This is a genomic window from Streptomyces sp. NPDC044033, assembly GCF_056434425.1.
The window spans coordinates 14405-30882 of the sequence record NZ_JBWKFF010000017.1 but is presented as its reverse complement, the minus strand read 5'-3'; the positions used below and the strand labels follow the sequence as shown (position 1 = coordinate 30882).

General features: G+C 71.2%; 19 protein-coding genes and 3 pseudogenes. 10 read left to right on the top strand and 12 right to left on the bottom strand.

Annotation, left to right across the window (positions count from 1 at the left end):
• Window positions 1-189: 189 nt before the first annotated feature.
• A pseudogene (locus AC07AB_RS27040) lies at window positions 190-957 on the top strand (HAD-IC family P-type ATPase); the annotation flags it as partial.
• Window positions 954-1466 (top strand): copper chaperone PCu(A)C, encoded by a 513-nt coding sequence (locus AC07AB_RS27035; protein ID WP_478571717.1) that lies wholly within the window; start codon window positions 954-956, stop codon window positions 1464-1466. The pseudogene AC07AB_RS27040 and the gene AC07AB_RS27035, both read left to right, overlap by 4 nt.
• 73 nt (window positions 1467-1539) lie before the next feature.
• On the opposite strand, the gene AC07AB_RS27030 is transcribed toward AC07AB_RS27035, so the two are convergent.
• Window positions 1540-2115, bottom strand: coding sequence for a sigma-70 family RNA polymerase sigma factor (locus AC07AB_RS27030; protein ID WP_478571714.1), 576 nt, complete (start codon window positions 2113-2115; stop codon window positions 1540-1542).
• A gap of 52 nt (window positions 2116-2167) precedes the next feature.
• Here AC07AB_RS27030 and AC07AB_RS27025 point away from each other — a divergent pair, with 52 nt between their 5' ends.
• Window positions 2168-2356, top strand: coding sequence for a zf-HC2 domain-containing protein (locus AC07AB_RS27025; protein ID WP_478571711.1), 189 nt, complete (start codon window positions 2168-2170; stop codon window positions 2354-2356).
• Window positions 2357-2482: 126 nt separating this feature from the next.
• On the opposite strand, the gene AC07AB_RS27020 is transcribed toward AC07AB_RS27025, so the two are convergent.
• On the bottom strand, window positions 2483-3166 hold the full coding sequence (locus tag AC07AB_RS27020; protein ID WP_478571708.1) for a hypothetical protein: 684 nt from the start codon (window positions 3164-3166) through the stop codon (window positions 2483-2485).
• A gap of 819 nt (window positions 3167-3985) precedes the next feature.
• Between AC07AB_RS27020 and AC07AB_RS27015 the strand changes: the two genes are divergently transcribed.
• Together AC07AB_RS27015 and adh are read left to right on the top strand one after the other, a co-directional pair.
• Window positions 3986-5242: a GAF domain-containing protein gene (locus tag AC07AB_RS27015; RefSeq protein ID WP_478571705.1), complete on the top strand. Its 1257-nt coding sequence runs from the start codon at window positions 3986-3988 to the stop codon at window positions 5240-5242.
• A 142-nt stretch (window positions 5243-5384) separates the two neighbouring features.
• Window positions 5385-6908 carry an aldehyde dehydrogenase gene (adh, locus tag AC07AB_RS27010; protein ID WP_478571703.1) on the top strand — a complete coding sequence of 508 codons (1524 nt, stop codon included), beginning with the start codon at window positions 5385-5387 and terminating at the stop codon, window positions 6906-6908.
• A 160-nt stretch (window positions 6909-7068) separates the two neighbouring features.
• Here the strand turns inward: adh and AC07AB_RS27005 are convergent, their stop codons facing one another.
• From AC07AB_RS27005 to AC07AB_RS26975, 7 genes are all read right to left on the bottom strand, one after another.
• Window positions 7069-7293, bottom strand: coding sequence for a hypothetical protein (locus AC07AB_RS27005; RefSeq protein ID WP_478571700.1), 225 nt, complete (start codon window positions 7291-7293; stop codon window positions 7069-7071).
• 129 nt (window positions 7294-7422) lie between these two features.
• A complete protein-coding gene (locus tag AC07AB_RS27000; protein ID WP_478571697.1) occupies window positions 7423-8451 on the bottom strand; it encodes a site-specific integrase in 1029 nt (342 codons plus the stop codon).
• A complete protein-coding gene (locus AC07AB_RS26995) occupies window positions 8442-8639 on the bottom strand; it encodes a helix-turn-helix transcriptional regulator (RefSeq protein WP_478571695.1) in 198 nt (65 codons plus the stop codon). Before AC07AB_RS26995 ends, AC07AB_RS27000 begins: the two co-directional genes overlap by 10 nt.
• 216 nt (window positions 8640-8855) lie before the next feature.
• Complete coding sequence (locus AC07AB_RS26990) at window positions 8856-9239, bottom strand: hypothetical protein (RefSeq protein ID WP_478571693.1); 384 nt, start codon at window positions 9237-9239, stop codon at window positions 8856-8858.
• Between the two features lie 883 nt (window positions 9240-10122).
• Window positions 10123-10374, bottom strand: a complete 252-nt coding sequence (locus tag AC07AB_RS26985) for a hypothetical protein (protein ID WP_478571691.1) — start codon at window positions 10372-10374, stop codon at window positions 10123-10125.
• Window positions 10374-10805, bottom strand: coding sequence for a DUF6093 family protein (locus AC07AB_RS26980; protein WP_478571688.1), 432 nt, complete (start codon window positions 10803-10805; stop codon window positions 10374-10376). Before AC07AB_RS26980 ends, AC07AB_RS26985 begins: the two co-directional genes overlap by 1 nt.
• Window positions 10795-11166: a hypothetical protein gene (locus AC07AB_RS26975; protein ID WP_478571685.1), complete on the bottom strand. Its 372-nt coding sequence runs from the start codon at window positions 11164-11166 to the stop codon at window positions 10795-10797. The genes AC07AB_RS26980 and AC07AB_RS26975 overlap by 11 nt, the downstream gene beginning before the upstream one ends.
• A 63-nt stretch (window positions 11167-11229) precedes the next feature.
• Between AC07AB_RS26975 and AC07AB_RS26970 the strand changes: the two genes are divergently transcribed.
• The 5 genes and pseudogenes from AC07AB_RS26970 to AC07AB_RS26950 form a co-directional block, all read left to right on the top strand.
• The gene (locus AC07AB_RS26970) at window positions 11230-11403 is read left to right on the top strand and encodes a hypothetical protein (RefSeq protein WP_478571682.1); all 174 of its coding nucleotides are present in this window, start codon (window positions 11230-11232) and stop codon (window positions 11401-11403) included.
• The gene (locus AC07AB_RS26965) at window positions 11391-11513 is read left to right on the top strand and encodes a hypothetical protein (RefSeq protein ID WP_478571679.1); all 123 of its coding nucleotides are present in this window, start codon (window positions 11391-11393) and stop codon (window positions 11511-11513) included. The genes AC07AB_RS26970 and AC07AB_RS26965 overlap by 13 nt, the downstream gene beginning before the upstream one ends.
• 12 nt (window positions 11514-11525) lie before the next feature.
• Window positions 11526-11747: a hypothetical protein gene (locus tag AC07AB_RS26960; RefSeq protein ID WP_478571676.1), complete on the top strand. Its 222-nt coding sequence runs from the start codon at window positions 11526-11528 to the stop codon at window positions 11745-11747.
• Between the two features lie 221 nt (window positions 11748-11968).
• Window positions 11969-12574, top strand: coding sequence for a dihydrofolate reductase family protein (locus AC07AB_RS26955; protein ID WP_478571674.1), 606 nt, complete (start codon window positions 11969-11971; stop codon window positions 12572-12574).
• A 29-nt stretch (window positions 12575-12603) separates the two neighbouring features.
• Window positions 12604-13342: pseudogene (locus AC07AB_RS26950) on the top strand (hypothetical protein); the annotation flags it as partial.
• Here the strand turns inward: AC07AB_RS26950 and AC07AB_RS26945 are convergent.
• From AC07AB_RS26945 to AC07AB_RS26935, 3 genes and pseudogenes are all read right to left on the bottom strand, one after another.
• Window positions 13323-14102, bottom strand: coding sequence for an aldo/keto reductase (locus AC07AB_RS26945; protein WP_478571672.1), 780 nt, complete (start codon window positions 14100-14102; stop codon window positions 13323-13325). The pseudogene AC07AB_RS26950 and the gene AC07AB_RS26945 overlap by 20 nt on opposite strands.
• 8 nt (window positions 14103-14110) lie before the next feature.
• Window positions 14111-15274, bottom strand: a pseudogene (locus tag AC07AB_RS26940) (JmjC domain-containing protein).
• A gap of 271 nt (window positions 15275-15545) precedes the next feature.
• Complete coding sequence (locus tag AC07AB_RS26935; protein ID WP_478571669.1) at window positions 15546-16469, bottom strand: rRNA adenine N-6-methyltransferase family protein; 924 nt, start codon at window positions 16467-16469, stop codon at window positions 15546-15548.
• Window positions 16470-16478 lie beyond the last annotated feature (9 nt).

The window sequence follows — 16478 nt, the reverse complement described above, 5'->3', positions numbered from 1 at the left end:
GCCCGCACGGGGGGGGACGTATTGTGCGTCCGCTAACAACCCTGGAATAAACCCACCCCCCCCCCCCCCCCCCGAGAGGCCGGGTCCCGGGCTGGGGCCGGTGCGGAGGGCGGCCGGGGCGCGGAGCCCGGCGCCGCGTCGTCGGGTGTGCCGCTCCAGGGCCCGGCCGCCCCGGCGCACTCCACCGGCCTCCCCGCCGAGCTGGCCGAGGCCGTGCGGGACGCGGAAGGCGCCGGGCGTACGGCCGTGCTCGTGCGGGTGGACGGGCGGGCCGAGGCGGTGATCGCGCTCGGCGACCGGCTGCGGCCCGGCAGTTACCGGGCCGTGGACCACCTCAGACGGCTCGGGCTGCGGCCCGTGCTCGCCACCGGCGACAGCGCTGCCACCGCGCGCGCCGTCGCCGGTGAGCTGGGGATCACCGAGGTCCACCCGCGGTCCACGCCCGAGAGCAAGGCCGAGCTCGTACGGGCGCTGCGCGCGAGCGGGCGCCGCGTCGCCGTGGTCGGCGACGGGGTCAACGACGCGGCGGCGCTGGCCGGGGCCGATCTGGGGATCGCGATGGGCGGCGGTACGGACGCCGCCATCGGGGCGGCCGATGTGACGCTGGTGCGCGAGGACATGCGCGCCCTCGCCGACGCGGTGCGGCTGGCGCGGCGCACGCTGGGGACCGTACGGGCCAACCTGGCCTGGGCGTTCGGCTACAACCTCGTCACTGTGCCGCTGGCCGCGGTCGGCCTGCTGAGCCCGATGGTCGCGGCGGCCGCGATGTCCGTCAGTTCGCTGCTCGTCGTCGGCAACAGCCTCCGGCTGCGCGGCTGGCAGCCGACGGCCTCGCGCGGCACGGCGGGGCGCGGTCCCGCGCGCGCCGCGGCGGGGCACGCCGCCGCCGGGCGAGTCCGACCGTACGGTACAGGCCCGGACCACACCCGTACGAGCGTCCGAGGAGATTCCCGGTGAGCGCGAGCGAAGCACTGACCGCCCCCACTCCCCGGTGGCGGGCCCTCGCTCCGGCGGCCCGTGCCGCCCTGGTGCCCGTCGCGGCCTTCGCCGTCGCGCTCGGCGGGCTCGGCGCGTGGGCCGCGTCCGGGGCGGCCGGCAGCCCCGCCGAACTGGAGGTGACCGGCGGCCGGATGCTCCTGCCGTTCGGCGGCGGTGAGACCGCCGCGTTCTTCCAGGTGCGCAACACCGGCGGGGCGGACGACGAACTGCTGCGGGTGGAGGTCCCCTCCGCGCGCGAGGCGATGCTCAGCCGGAACGTCGAGCGGAAGGGCGCCGGCACCATGGAGATGCTCGGCTCGATGCCCGTGCCCGCGGGCGGCGAACTGGCGATGTCGCACAGCGGCCTGGACATCATGGTGCAGGGCCCGCCGAAGGCCCGCGTCGGCGACCGGGTGCCGTTCGTACTGCACTTCCGCGAGAGCGGGGCGGTCCGGGTCGACGCCGAGGTCGTACGGGCCGGGAGCTGAGGGACGCACGGGGCAGGGGGTTACGGGCGCGTGCCCGTAACCCCCTGCCTGCCGACTCCCCCGGTCGGCGCTCCTAGGCGAGCGCCGGCATCCGCGCCGCGGTCCGCTCGGCGGTCGCCAGCTGTCCGATGAGGGCCTCACGGGCCCGCGCCACCCGCGAGCGCACGGTGCCGACGGGGCAGCCCGCCACGGCGGCGGCCTCGGCGTACGGCAGCCCCAGCAGCTGGGTCAGGACGAACGCCTCACGCCGCTCGTACGGCAGCCGGTCCAGCAGTTGCGAGAGCGCCACCCCTTCGTCGAAGCCGGGAAGCGCCGGGGACTGGGTGCGCTCGGCCGCCGCCTGCCAGTCGTCGGTGTCGGAGAGCCGGGGCCTGGCCGCGTTGAAGCGGAGCCGGTCCACGACCGTACGGCGGGCGATGGCCAGCAGCCAGGTGCGCGCGGACGACCGGCCCTCGAAGCGGGGCAGGCCGCGCAGCGCGCGCAGATACGTCTCCTGTACCAGGTCGTCGGCGCCCTGCGGGTCGCCGCTGAGCCTCGCCACGTACCGCCGGACGTCGCTCTGGGTGGCACGGATGAAGCGGTCCACGGCCTCCGCGTCGCCGCCGCGCGCCGCGAGCGCCCAGGCGGTCACCGCCTCGTCGTCACGCACGGGGGCCTCCCCCCGTGGTCGCGGGCCGCCCGGGACCGGAGACGATGTGGGGGTGGACTGCTGTGATGCCCGTACCGCCATATCCGCCCGCGCCGACGGGGAGGCGCTGCCGCCGGGCGTGCCGGGGAGCGCGCTCGACGCGCACGTGCGGGGCTGTGAGCCGTGCCGGCGCTTCGGCGAGGGGGTGCGGCGGCTGAAGGAGCTCACCGCCGGGCTCGGCGGGGCGTGGGGCGTGGGGTGAGCCGGGCCGTCGAACGGCCCGTTTCAGGGCAGGGGTCATCGCCCTGGGTCCTTCCTGGAATCCGGGCGCCCGGCCGGCGGGGCGGGGCGCGCCGGTGACGTGGTGATCCGGTCGCGTGGTGTGCCGTCAGCCGACGGCGGCGCGGGCCGGTGGGCCACGGGTGGCGATGACATGGGCGTAGAGCAGTTGCCGCAGCCGCTGTGCCGCACGTGCGCGTTCGCCGTCGGCGCGGCGTACGCGGGGCGCCGGGCGGGTCGGCGGGGCGTCGTGGAAGAGGACGATGAGCGGCGCGAACAGTCGCGCCGTGAGGGCGCGGCCGAGCCGGAAGGCCGCCTGTTCGCCGCCGCACAGCCACATGGCGGAGACGAGGGCGACCAGGACGTGCGCGGACCACATGCCGAGCGCGCCGTGCCCCATGTGGTGCATAGCGGCGTGCGCGGATACCGACACGGGTGCGTCCGGTGCGTTCATCGCCGCCATGACGCCCTCGCCGGTGGGCGTCGAGTGGCCCGTGCCCATGGCGTGGTGCATGCCGGTGGCCGCGCTCGTACGGGCCACGTTCTGCGCGGTCTCGAAGAAGGAGTGCAGGGCCGACTGCGCGCCCACGGTGGCGAGGGTGACCAGCAGCGGGCCGCGCTCGCGGCCGGCCATGAACCAGGCCGCGCCGCCGGTTCCGCTGAGCGCTCCGCCGATCGCCCACCAGGGGACGGCGGTGCCGGACATGACCGCGTGGCCCAGGGCCGCGAGCAGCACGCAGACCGCCGCGAACACAGTGGCCCGCAGCGCCCGAAGTCCGTGCCCCGCTTCCATGATGAGCTCATCGTTGCACCCGGGTCGGACAGCGCGACGCCGGGGGCGCGCGGGGGCCCGTGGCGGTCATCGGCTAAGGGGCCCGTGGCGGCTGTCGGCCCGGGCCCCGTAGCGGTCGTCAACTGAGAAATGGAATGGAGAGGCGCGGCTCCGCCCCGCACCGTCCGCCCGGCGGTACGAGGCGGTGGACCGTCGGCTCGGGGGAAGTGACCGGCGGTCCGGGTCCCGTCGCGCCATGTGGGACTCACCTCAGTGAGTGAACCGCTGCCCTACGCCGGGCGGGAGCGTGTGCGTCGAAGGCACGCGGGTGCGTCGCGCACACCCCGTGTGAACCGGCCGGGCCCGAGTGCGCCGGTCCGGCGGCCAGGCGGCACCGCTCCTGTCGCCGACTCGGGTGCCGGCGGTCCCTTCGAGCCTGGAGAAGGGGCTGGGGCGAGCGGAGAGGTGGGCGGGGGCCGGCCGAGCGCGCGTACTCCCAGCGTGGAGGCGGGGGCCCGGGGCATCGAGTACCGCGCGGCGGGGGCTTGTTCTTCCTCTTGCGGGGCAGTCGCCCGGCAGGGAATGTGGGCGGCAAGGAGGGATCATGACCGCGACCCTGTGCACGCCGCACGGCTTCCGCGAGAGCGCGCCGGCCCGTCGGCCGCGGCCCTGCGCGGAGCAGTGCCCGAACTGCGGAGGGCAGCTCGCCGTGAACCAGGACGGCTGGAAGATCTGCCACGGCTGCGGATACGCCTCACCACCCGGCTACGCGCCCCCCGCGCGCGGCGTCACCGGCGGTATCGTCGAAGGCGCCGCTGCCGAACGTTCCGGAGGGTCCACGTGGTCAACCCATGGCTCGCGCTGGCGGCGGACGCGGACCCCGCCGAACGCCGCCGTGCGGTCCGGTTCGCGCACGAGGAGTTCCTGGCCGGGGGCGCGGTCGGCCCGCAGGTGCGGCCGGTGGTCGCCGACTCCTGGCGGCGCTGCGCCCGTACGAGATCCGCGACGGAGGCCGTCGCTCCGATCGACCTGAGCGACGGCGAGTTGGCGGAGTACCGCCGGGCGCATCCGCTGGCCGGGGCGATGCCGCTGGTCAGGGAGTTGCTGGGATCCGTGGCCGACGAGGGCGCGTATCTGCTGGCGGTGTGCGACGAGCACGGCCGCATGCTGTGGGTGGAGGGGCACGCCGGGGCGCGGGGCCGGGCCGAGACGATGAATCTCGTCGCGGGCGGCCGCTGGGACGAACGGCACGTGGGCACCAACGGCCCGGGCACGGCGCTCGCCACCGACCACGCGGTGCAGATCTTCACCACCGAGCACTACAACCGGGTGGTGCAGCCGTGGACCTGCGCCGCCGCCCCCGTCCACGACCCGCGCACCGGGCGGTTGCTGGGCGCGGTGGACATCTCCGGCGGCGACCACCTGGCGGGGCCGTACAGCCTGGCGCTGGTCCAGGCGACGGCCCGCGCGGCAGAGGCGCAACTGTCGGCCGCGCCCTGCGCGGAGCGGGACTCCCTGACGGCGCTGGGCCGTGACGAGGCGCTGCTGTCGATCGGCGGCCGGCGGCTGCGGCTGGGCCGGCGGCACAGCGAGATCATGGTGCTGCTGGCCTGCCACCCCGAGGGCCTGACGGGTGACCGGCTGGCGCTGGAGCTGTACGGCGAGCGCCCGGTCGACCCGGTGACGCTGCGCGCCGAACTCTCCCGGCTGCGCCGCCTGGTGGGCCCGCTGCTGGTCTCGCGCCCGTACCGGCTCTGCGCACCGCTGCGCACCGACGTGGCGACGGCGTCCGAGGAACTGGCGGCCGGGGCGCTGCACGCCGTGTCGCGTACGTACCGCGGTCCGCTGCTTCCGTCGTCGGAGGCGCCGGGGGTGCGCCGGGCGCGGTACGTCCTGGAGGACGGCGTGCGCCGGGCGCTGCTGGCGGCGCGTGACGCGTATCTGCTGCGCTGGTGGGCGGAGTCGACGTGGGGCGAGGACGATCTTGAGGTGAGCGAGGCGCTGCTGGGGGCGCTCGCGGTGCCTGCTCCGGGGCGGGAGGCGGTGGCGGCGCGCACGGGGCGGCTGCGGGCGGCGTACGGGGCCGGCGGGGGGTGAGCCGACGAGCGTCGGCCGACCGGCGAGCGACGAACCGGCGCGCGGTGGACGCAACGTCCGTGCAACGTCCCGCCCCCTAGCCTCCTGCCCACACCGCCGTTCGCGATGGAGCGGGCGGCAGCCCGACGGGAGGCCGCCCCAGATGACTCGTTACGCCAGCCCCGGCTCCACGGACGCGATCGTCTCCTACAGCTCGCGGTACGACCACTGGATCGGCGGCGAGTACGTGCCGCCCAAGCAGGGCCGGTACTTCGAGAACCCGACGCCGATCAACGGCCGGCCGTTCACCGAGATCGCGCGGGGCACCGTCGAGGACGTGGAGCACGCGCTGGACGCGGCCCACGCCGCCGCCCCCGCCTGGGGCCGTACCGCCCCGGCCGAGCGGGCGACGGTGCTGAACCGGATCGCGGACCGGATGGAGGCGAACCTCGAAGCGCTGGCGGTCGCGGAGGCCTGGGAGAACGGCAAGCCCGTACGGGAGACGCTGGCCGCCGACATCCCGCTGGCGATCGACCACTTCCGGTACTTCGCGGGGGTGATCCGGGCGCAGGAGGGCGGCCTCTCGGAGATCGACGAGGACACCGTCGCGTACCACTTCCACGAGCCGCTGGGCGTCGTCGCCCAGATCATCCCGTGGAACTTCCCGATCCTGATGGCCGCGTGGAAACTCGCGCCGGCCCTGGCCGCGGGCAACGCCGTCGTCCTCAAGCCCGCCGAGCAGACGCCCGCCTCGATCCACTTCTGGATGAGCCTGGTAGCGGATCTGCTGCCGCCGGGCGTGGTCAACATCGTGAACGGCTTCGGCGTCGAGGCGGGCAAGCCGCTCGCCTCCAGCCCGAGGGTCGCGAAGGTCGCCTTCACCGGCGAGACCACGACGGGCCGCCTGATCATGCAGTACGCGTCGGAGAACCTGAAGCCAGTCACCCTGGAACTCGGCGGCAAGAGCCCCAACATCTTCTTCGACGACGTGTCCTCGGCCGACGACGACTTCCTCGACAAGGCCCTCGAAGGCTTCACGATGTTCGCCCTGAACCAGGGCGAGGTCTGTACGTGCCCCTCCCGCGCGCTGGTCCAGCAGGGCCACTACCGCGCCTTCATGGACGCGGCGGTGTCCCGCACCGAGGCCATCGTGCCGGGCCACCCGCTGGACACGGACACGATGATCGGCGCCCAGGCGTCCAACGACCAACTGGAGAAGATCCTCTCCTACTTGGACATCGGAAAGCAGGAAGGCGCCCGAATCCTCACCGGCGGCGCCCGCGCCGACCTCGGCGGCGAACTCGCGGGCGGCTACTACGTCCAGCCCACCATCTTCGAGGGCGACAACCGGATGCGCGTCTTCCAGGAGGAGATCTTCGGCCCGGTGGTGGCGGTGGCCCCCTTCACGGACTTCGACGACGCGATCAAAACCGCCAACGACACGCTGTACGGCCTGGGCGCCGGCGTCTGGACCCGCAACGGCAACCTCGCCTACCGCGCGGGCCGCGCCATCCAAGCAGGCCGCGTCTGGACCAACTGCTACCACGCCTACCCGGCCCACGCGGCATTCGGCGGCTACAAGCAGTCGGGCATCGGGCGGGAGAACCACAAGATGATGCTGGACCACTATCAGCAGACGAAGAATCTGCTGGTGTCGTACTCGCCGAAGAAGCTGGGCTTCTTCTAGAGACAGAAAAAGGGCGCCTGACCAGGTCGTTCACCTGTCAGGCGCCCTCAAGGCCGCACGTCTAAGCCTCAGAGAGGAATGCGAGCCTACTGCCGATATATCCCACCGCTATCTCACTTCCGACCAGCTGTTCCGGGGCATTTCCGGGCCAAGACCCCGCTCACGCCCTCTCCACCTCGTCCGGAGGCCCCGCCCACCGCCGCATCGATTCCTCTATCAGGCTGTTGGCGTGGTCCCGGGCCGCGGCCAGGAACTTGGCATAGTGGCGGAAGAGGACCTGAATGCTCTGGCCGGCCCGACGCGCGCACTCCGCGGGGTCGACGCCGGACGCGAGCCAGAACGATTCCCGCGTGGCGCAGGTCGTATGGACGCTTCGCCAACTCAAGAGCGTGCTCGTCGAGAGTGAGGACCGCCTCGCGTGCTCGTCCCCATGTGATGCCATACGCCGAGGCATCGACGTAGTTTCCCGCCGCGTTGCGGAACAGGCGTCCGTCCGATGCGGCACCGAAGCGATCTATGTGCTCTCGCAGCATGCGGACCAGCACGGGTGTGGAATGGGCACCGGCCGCGACGCCTTGGCCGCCCGTCGTTTCAGTGAGTGAATCTCGTGGACCGCCCGATCATTCGTCCACTCCTTACCGGCCGTTACAACACCGCCCTTGAGGTTGAGAAGCCCCCAACCACTCGCCGGCAGGCGGCACCGAGACTTCTGCAGGTGGATGACCTCGGCCGGACGCATAGCGGCGTGGTACATGCAACCGAAAAAGGCGTACAGGTGCGGGCCACGGCCCGGCAGTGCCTTGACCGCAGGAAGCAGACGGTCGACCTGAGCCGGGTTTGGCACGCAGTCGGGGTCGACCTCGTCGGCGACTTCAGGCGCAGACCAGCGAAGTCCGGTCATCGGGTTCTGGCCGAAGTATCCGCGTTCCACCTCGTTGACCGCGGCCTTCTTACCCTTCGCGGTCTTCGCGGCAGCGGCCGTCCCATCAACCTTGCGACACGGCGCGTCGAGCCCCCGGCGCAATGCGTCCGGATCCTCCAATTCGCTGACGGGCAGCGAATGACGCTGCAACCAGTCCAGCGCCGCCAGCCACTCTCCCGGTGGGGCGACGGCTCCAGGCTTTCTTGTTGAACGCCCAGGAGTACGGGGCTCGCCGCAGTTCGCGGAGTGCCCGGGGCATAGCCTCTGGCGCCACGAAGGCGGGGGTAATGGTAGCCAGAGCATCGGCCAGCGTGCGGCGCGTGTTTCCTGGGGTGCGGTCCGATCCCACCGTTGATCGATGTACGCCTGCGCCAGCTCATACCAGGTGGTCCGCTGCTTCAGAGCCCGAAGCTCGGAAGCCGGCAGGCCAGTCCGTACGTCAAACGGCTCGCCGTCGCGCGCAGCGGTGATCAGCTTCGCACGTCGGCTCTCGGCGAGCCCTTTCGCGAGAAAGGACTCGGATTTTTCATGGCCGTTGACCGTCCAGCGGACCTCGAATCCCTTACGGCGATCGGGACGCTCACGAATGTCCCAGAACCGGACCTTGTACGTCATCGCCATCCAGGCGTATCCCTTTCACACACTTCCCACCACGCATCCAGATCGGCGCGGCGACAACGCAGTTCGCCATTCGGCAGCTTGATCATCCGGGGTACCTCCCCGCGAGCACGCAAGCGGTAGAACGCCGAGGAGCTCGTGCGGATTTCCGCGAGAACCTCGACGAGCTTGAGCACAGGAGGACGAGCCATAGTTTTCCCCTAGAAACATCGAAGGTCGCCGCACGCTATGAGGGAGCAACGCAAATTGCACCGCGGATCGCCGGCATGACGGAACGCCGCACCCGAACAGCTCCACCGCCAAGCGCAGGCCCGGACCAACACTTCAATGGTCGCCGCCAATGCCGGTTTGGCTAACCGCCGATCGTCGACTATATTCCGCTCATTCCGGCCCCAACTGGCCCCCGATCAGGAAGCCAACCGGTATGAGCACAGAGCCGGGGTCACCCTGTCTGTAGCGAGCACCAGCATCCAGCATCCCGTCATCAGCGACACGGTCCAGACTCCGTTTGACGGCACGCTCCGAGACACCAATGGCGCGGGCTGCATACCGAGTTTTAGCTCCAGGGTGGATCGCAATGTACGCAAAGACAGCCCGGTCACAGCGAAGCCGTGTTGCGACAGGTCTCCGCCGAACAGGCCGAACGGGCAAACACAAAGGCGCAGCGCCGTGGACGTCGCACCGTTGTCCGCTCTCAGGCCAGAACAAGCATTCAGTGCGCCGAGCGCAAGCAGGAAGGGAGCAATGAATCGGGCGAATCGGATAAAGGATTCCGACAGGCGGACCTCCAAGGTAGGGACTCCGCCGGCGAAGCCGTCTGGCGCGGCGCAGGGTTCCGAAACGTGCGGACCCAGCTACACCGAAGCAACTACCTTTCCTGACCTGGTATTTTGCGGGACATTGTCCTTTGGCATGATCCCGGCAGGGGTTTCCAGTCCTTTGGGGGATCTTCCTTGTCTGCTACGGGCGAATGTCCGTTGACGCCTGCCTGGAGTCCACATGTCGCGGGCTTATTGAGACGAAGCGGGTCCGCCAGCCTCCACATCACGAAGCCACTGCACGGCCTCGCCGGCAAGGGCTTGGTAATTCTCGACCGATTACCCGTCCACCGCTCTGTCACCTACTGCGGGGAATACGGCAGCGGTGCTCTGCACCTGGGCACGGGCACGGGCGGCTCAGTATGCGGCGTGTATCGACAGGCAGTGCGGCAATCGCCGTCGAACGCCCCGAGAAAGCCCCGCTCGATCCGCAGTAGGTACTGAACCTCTGGAACATTGATGGCCAGAGCAAATGAAACAGCCGTCGATCCCCCACCTCGGGCCCGACGATCACAAGCCCCACGCCTGTTGCCGGCAAGAAGACGCAGGAGGAGACCAGGCCATGTACGGCGCGGGACCGCCTGCCACTCCCCGGTCGCCGCCCGGAGGCGGACCATTTACCGGTCCCGTACGCACGGCCGGATTTCCTTTGCGGTGAGCGCGGCCACGGTGCAGGTCATCGGCAACCGAGCAGCAGTCACAGCAGCGCTCCGTCCGTCGGCGCCCGGACGAAGCCGGGCCGTATCTGCTTCCATGCGGGCTCGATGTGCAGGAGAGCGGCGGGCGACCGCGTCGACGCCGGCAAACCCGTATTCCAGCCCACGAACCCGCGGGAGGTCGGACAACACTCCCGCCGTCATCTGCCCATCGCAGACGCCCGTTCGCACTTCCCACGAGGCTCGGCGCTGACCGGTAGCGCCCCGGAGCCCGGCCGTCCCGAGGCGTTTCGCTGGATACGGATGCGCAGCAGCATCGCGTGGTGGCGGGTGATCGTACGGGTGCGGGCTCGGGCGGCCGGGCCGAGCCGGGCCAGCGCGGCCGCGAGCGCGATCGGGTCGCGGAACGCCGTCGCGTCGGGGTGGGCGTTCGGGTGTGTGTTGGCGGGCATCAGTCGATCACCTGTACTCGCACGATGCGCACCACGCTGTAGGTGCCGACAGCGGTGTCCGAGACGCGGAAGCGGCGGCCGACGAACTGCGGGTCGCGGGGGCCGCCGTGTCGTACCGATCCGGCGACGCGGATCACGTCGTCCGGGCGCAGGTGCGGTGCTCGTACCGGCAGTACGGCCTGGTAGTCCGTGGTCGGCGGCGTCGGGGCGATGGCCCCGTCCAGGGGTTTGGTGATCGCGGGGCGGCCGAGCGGCAGCAGCGCGCCAAGCCCGTCCCAGAGCAGGACTTCGTCCGGCACCGGCGCCACCAGCTCGCCCGTCGCCTCGTCCAGCACGTCGTCGGTGCGCCCCGCGCTGTCGCGCCACGCCCCCAGCTTGTCGTCCAGAACGCGTTCGACCACCCGGCGCGCGCCGTCGAGGTCAAGCGCCACTGGCCCACTCCCCCAGCTGGGCCAGCATCGCCCGCGTCAGCGCGTGCGGGCCGCAATCGAGGTCCAGGCACGCCAGGGCGGCCGCCTCCAGTTCCACCGGGTCGATCGCCACCAGGAACAGCGCCGCTACCGGGTCCGGGTCCGGGTCCGGCTGCCCCGCGACGCAGACCCGCGCCGCGCCGGCCCACTCCACCTCGCTGTGCCCCGCGGCCAGGTGCACCAGCACCTGCGGCAGCTCACCGGCGGCCTGGTCGATGCGATAGGCGTCGACCTGCTCACCGACCGGCCGTCCGTCGATCTCTATTGAGGTGCGTTCTCCCTGCGCGGAGATTCGCACCTCCTGCACTCCCTTGATATCCATCCCATCGACCCTAGGACTGGTGACGGACAGCACCCCGGTGAGCCCGTGCGGCACAGTCGTTCCATGACGACGCCCTACATCGAGGTCGGTACCGCAGAGGGAGCCTGGACACGCACGCTGCGGCTGCCCGTCGCTACCCCGGCCGAGCAAGTCCAGCACTCCCTCACCGCCTTGGCACGTACGTGGCCGGTGGCGGCCTTCCTGCCGGGCGAGCCGATGACCCGGTGGACGAGGTGATGCTGTACCGGGACCCGAGCCGCACGCACGGCACACCGGACACCTCGGCGTGCGACGCCGCCGTACGCCGGCTGGTCGCGGCGACCCAGTGGACTCCGACCACCGTCTAACCACACGACGGGGTGCTCGTCGGCCTCGGCCTGCGCGAGGGACACGACGCCGGCGCACCGGAACACTCGCCCGGAGAAGTCGCCGACCGCCTTCACGCCGCCAGCGCCACAGGATGGCGCTGCCGCACGGCCCGGCTCGTGTCCGCACGGCTCGTCGACCATGCCGTCCGCTGGTACGCGGAGGTCGGCGTCATCGTGCACGCGGAGGCCCGGCTGCTGCCCGCCGTCGTGTGACTGAGTGATTTAGTCGTCCCCTGAGTATTTTAGTCGTCCCCTGAGTGTTGTACTTGGCCCGGCTGAGCGTGACGGTTGGCCCGGGTCGTTCGCGGGTGGGGCTCCGCCGATCTGGTCGGCTACAGCGTCAAGGTCCTCTTTCTCGTTACTCCGCAACGCGGCCGATGAGTTTGCGGCTCCCAGCCGGTCCAAGCTGATGGCACCCAGGAAAGGACACCGCCATGTCAGAGCTTCTCGTCGACTTCATCACCTCCCTCGACGGCCACGCATCAGGAGAGGGGTGGCCCGGTTTCTGGGGCCTTGAGGGCCCGGAGTACCTCGCATGGCTCGGCGAGCAGCCCAAGGCCACCTACCTGATGGGGGCGAACACGTACCGCCTTATGTCGGGCTTCGCCGCAGGCGAGGTCCCCCTGGGCCAAGACGAGTTCAGGCCCGCAGAAGAGGCGTCCGTCGACGATCTCGCGCAAGCGTCCAAGGTGGTGTTCTCCTCCTCACTCAAGGAGCCGCTGACGTGGGCCAACTCCACTCTCGTCCGCGACGACGCCGTCGAGGCGGTCCGCGCCATGAAGTCGAGGGGCTCGGGGCTTCTCAGCACGATCGGCAGCCTCAGCCTGTGCCGGTCCCTGCTACGAGCCGGACTCGTCGACCGCTTCCGGGTCGTGATGTTCCCGGTGATCACCGGGGCCACGGGCGAAGAACGCATCTACGACGGCTATCCGGACGTTGCCCTTGAGATGATCGAGCACCGCACCTTCGACGGCCGCATCCAGCTGGTCGAGTACAAGCCCCGCGTGCTTGAGCACCCGCCGCTCGGCGTCCCTGCGTGACGTCGCCCCGTCCGCCGGCCTGAACGGGCCGCCGGACGCCGGCAGGGGCGGGGGCGGAGCGGGACACCTGGGTTCGGGTGGAGCGCCGTGCGGTCGGCCGGATTGACGGGCAGGGTTGGAACGGCACCGAGGTTGCGGCTTCGCTGACCGGGGTGGCGATGCCGCAGTGGCTTGCCGGACTGGCCTGGCGTAACTCGGACGGCACGGCGGTATGGCGAGCGGATGAGACGACGCTGCTACCGAACGCACCGGTCAAGCCGGTAGGAGGCACCGTCGCCGTGGCCCCGGAGTTGCCGGACTCCTGGTGGCGGACGTTGAACTCGTCGCTGGACGCCCTCGCCGAAAGCCGCGACGACCCGCGTGGCGACGCCGGACACCGTGACCATCACGCAGAACGGCATCACCAACCTGATCAACGACGCCTTCGGCGCGGCGGTGGATACAACCGTCGAGTGCTGGTTCCCAGCGCATGCTGACCTGAACTGGGCGAACATCACCGGCCCGACCTGCTGCATCTTCGACTGGGAGGATTGGGGCGCGGCGCCACGGGGGCTGGATGCCGCTTCGCTGTGGGCGGCGTCCCTCGCGGTGCCTGACCTGGCCGAACGGGTGCGGTACGAGCGGCGTGAGGATCTGGAGAGCCGGGATGGCCGGCTGATGATGCTGTTCGCCTGCGCGAAGATCGCCGGACTCTACGCCGATGCGGCCGACCCCAAGCTGGAGCCCGCCCGTACAGCGGCTCGGCAGCTCATCGCGGGACTCCGGTAACGATCGCCCGTTCGCGCAGCAGACTCCGGTAGTGCGCCACCGCGGCGTCGTCCACCGGGAAGCGCAGCGCGGCATGCAGATCCCTGAGGTGTTCGAGGTTCGTGGTCCCGACGGCGACGACGCTTACCTCGGGCAGGCGGTACGCCGCGCGGAAGGCCGCCGCAGCAGGTGAGATGCCTGCGCCGTGGTCGGGGAGGAAGGCGTGCGCAGCGACTTGTTGCCACACCGGTGCGCGGGAGTCCCCGCCGAACGGGCTCATCCCCCACCGTGTCGCAGGCCGCCATTGCTCGGCCAGGGCGTCGGCGGCGTCGAGTGTGGCGATGCCCACCAGCAGGCCGGCGCGCACCATGAGGACGGGCAGGTCATGGCCGTACGCAGCGTGCAGCGGTGCCGGGTTCCAGGTGGCGATGCCCCACGAGCGGCACAGGCCGTCTGCCCTCGCGCGGGTCAGAGTGGCGCACGCAGCGGCCAGTATCTCGTGGCCGTGCTCCGGCGTGCGGTCGTGCAGGGCGCGCTCCGGGTTGTGCAGGAGCACGGTGTCAGGCTCATGCCCCAGGTCACGGACGGACTGCTCGACGGCCGCGCGCAGCCGCTCGGGAGCGAGGCTGTGCTCCGCGCCGCCGGGCCCGCCCGGGAAAAAGCCCACCTTCGTGGCGATCTCGAACTCGGGGAGCAGGTCGCCGTACTGCCCCAGGACCGTGTGGGAGGTGAAGTTGCCGTAGCTGAAGGCGGTGCCGAGGGCGGTGACGCCGAGGTCCAAGGCTCCGGTCAGCAGGGCGCGGGTGGGACGAGTCCGGTGTAGCCCGAGGACAATTCGAGAGTCAGCGGTGCGCACAGCAGCTCCTCGACCAGGATCTCGGCGACCGTCATGACGTCGGCGCCCGCGAGGGCGGCAGCTTCCTCCAGCCGCACGGGCTGGCCGCTCAGCAGCAGCCGCAGCGCGGGGGCCGCCTTCGGGTCGAAGACCAGGCGTTTGCCCGCTGCGGTCACCTCCACCTCCGTGCCGAGCTCGCGGATCTGGGGTGGGAACTCGGTGATGCACACGACGTCCTCCAGGGGGCCGAAGGCGGGGACGAACGGCACGTGCCGGGCCGGCGTCGTGCTGGAGGGCGTCCAGGAACTTGGTCGTGTCGCGGGCTTCGATGAGGCGGGCGGCGGCTTCGGCCAGGTCCTGCTGCTGCCGGTGTTGTGCGTCGGCGGTTCCCCAGCGGTCCAGGTCGTGGCGGAACAGTTCGCTCTCGCGGGACCAGTCGGCCAGCCAGGCGAGCCAGGACACGCCGGTGCGCTGGGTGATGCCGAGGGTCATGTGCAGGCTGTGTCCGGCGCCCTGGCCGGTGCGGGTGGCCTGGTGCCAGTAGCCGCGGGAGATGTGCATCACGTCCCCCGTCTGCATCCCCCTGACCAGACGCTGTCCTGGCCCGGCTCGTCGTTGCGAGCCGGGCCACGGTACATCGGCACCGGCCGGGACGCCCCGCGCACCTCCCAGGTCTTTTCGCCGGAGAGCTGGATGACCAGCACGTCGTGATCGTCCCAGTGCAGGGTGAAGCCGGAGGCGTCGTTCGTCGTCAGGTAGACGTTGACCTGGACGCGCTCGCGTGCCCACCACTGCACCGCGCGGCAGGCGACCTCCATCGTCGGGTCGAAGACGTTGGCCTGGTCCAGGACCACGGTGGCACCGTCCGCAAGGAGTTGTCCGAGACGCCGCATGTTGGCCATGGGAACCGTCTGGCCGCGCCGCGTGGTCTGGGTGGTGAGGTAGGTGTCGGTGTGCAGTTGCTCGCCGTCCCGGAACGCGCGGATCTGCGGGTGCGCGACGCTGCGCCGCATCATCAGATCCAGCAGCCGCGACGGCGTGAGCAGGCGTCTGACCAGGCCCGGGTCGCTGATGCGGCGGCGGGTCGGAGCGGCTGGTGTCGAACCGGTCCTGCACACTCGTCAGGGCCTCCACCGCCCGAAGCAGGGCCTCACGACGGGCGGGTGCTACGGGTGCGTCTTCCATCGCCTGCTCTCCCTCCAGTTCTCTGGATGGGCAAGCCAACGCCCCGCGCGGACGCGGGAATTCGGGCCTGGCAAAAACACTGTGCGGTGAGGATATGTGCGGCAGCAAGGGCCCAGGAGCACACCCAGGACTTCACTGGCATCGATGCCCAGACCCTTCCCGCACGCGACCCGCAGGACGTCGGCACACTGCTGGTGCGGCCGCTCACCTCCCCGTGCTCGCCCCTGCCACCTCGGGTCGTAGGCGTACACGTTGTTCTCCCAAGGCGCTAACTGCGACCGTGTAGTCGGCCCACGTCCGCCGCAGGTCTACGGACGCCGCGGCCTGTGACCAGCCGAGCTCCGCGAACGGGATCTCCGTCCGCTGGCCGCGGGCCTTCATGAACAGCACGCTCTTGATGAGGGTTCCGGTCGCGGCTCCCTGGCCGTCGCACACCAGTCGGCACAGCACATCGCAGGCCAACGGGGTAGCCAGCGGGGTCACGATGACGCCGCCCGCCCGGACCTGCCGCAGCCACGCCGGGGGGATCACGCGGACCGCGACGGTGGACAGGATGCGGTCGTACGGGGCCCCCGCCGTATACCCCTGCTCCCCGTCGGCGCACACCACCAACGAAGCATGGCCGAGCTGGCGCAGCGTGGCCGCGGACCGCTCGGCGAGGTCGCGGTCGATCTCCACGCTGACGACCTCGCCGGCCCGATGGGTGAGGAGGGCGGCGTTGTAGCCGCTGCCCGTACCGATCTCCAAGACGCGGTCGCCGGGCTGGGGAGCGAAGTGGTGCAGCATGTCGACCACCACGGCCGGGCAGGAGATGGAACTGGTGAACGCGGGGCAGTCGGTCGCCCCGTCCTCGGCCCGTACCCGGCCGTCGGCGATCTGGATGATGAGCGCGGCGAGCGGCATGTACACCGCCTTCAGCCAAGCCCGGGGGTGTTCCGCGCGGTCGATGACGTGATACAGCCCGTCTGTACGACGGGGGTGCGCCCACCACACCCGATCCGGTACGAACTCCTCGCGGGGGACTGCGAGGAATGCTTCAAGCAGCCACGGCTGCCCAGTGAAGTACGCGCCGTCGCCGCGCGCCTCGATCTCGGCCGCGCACCGGGCCCGCAATCCGCCCGCATCCATTGCTGCGGC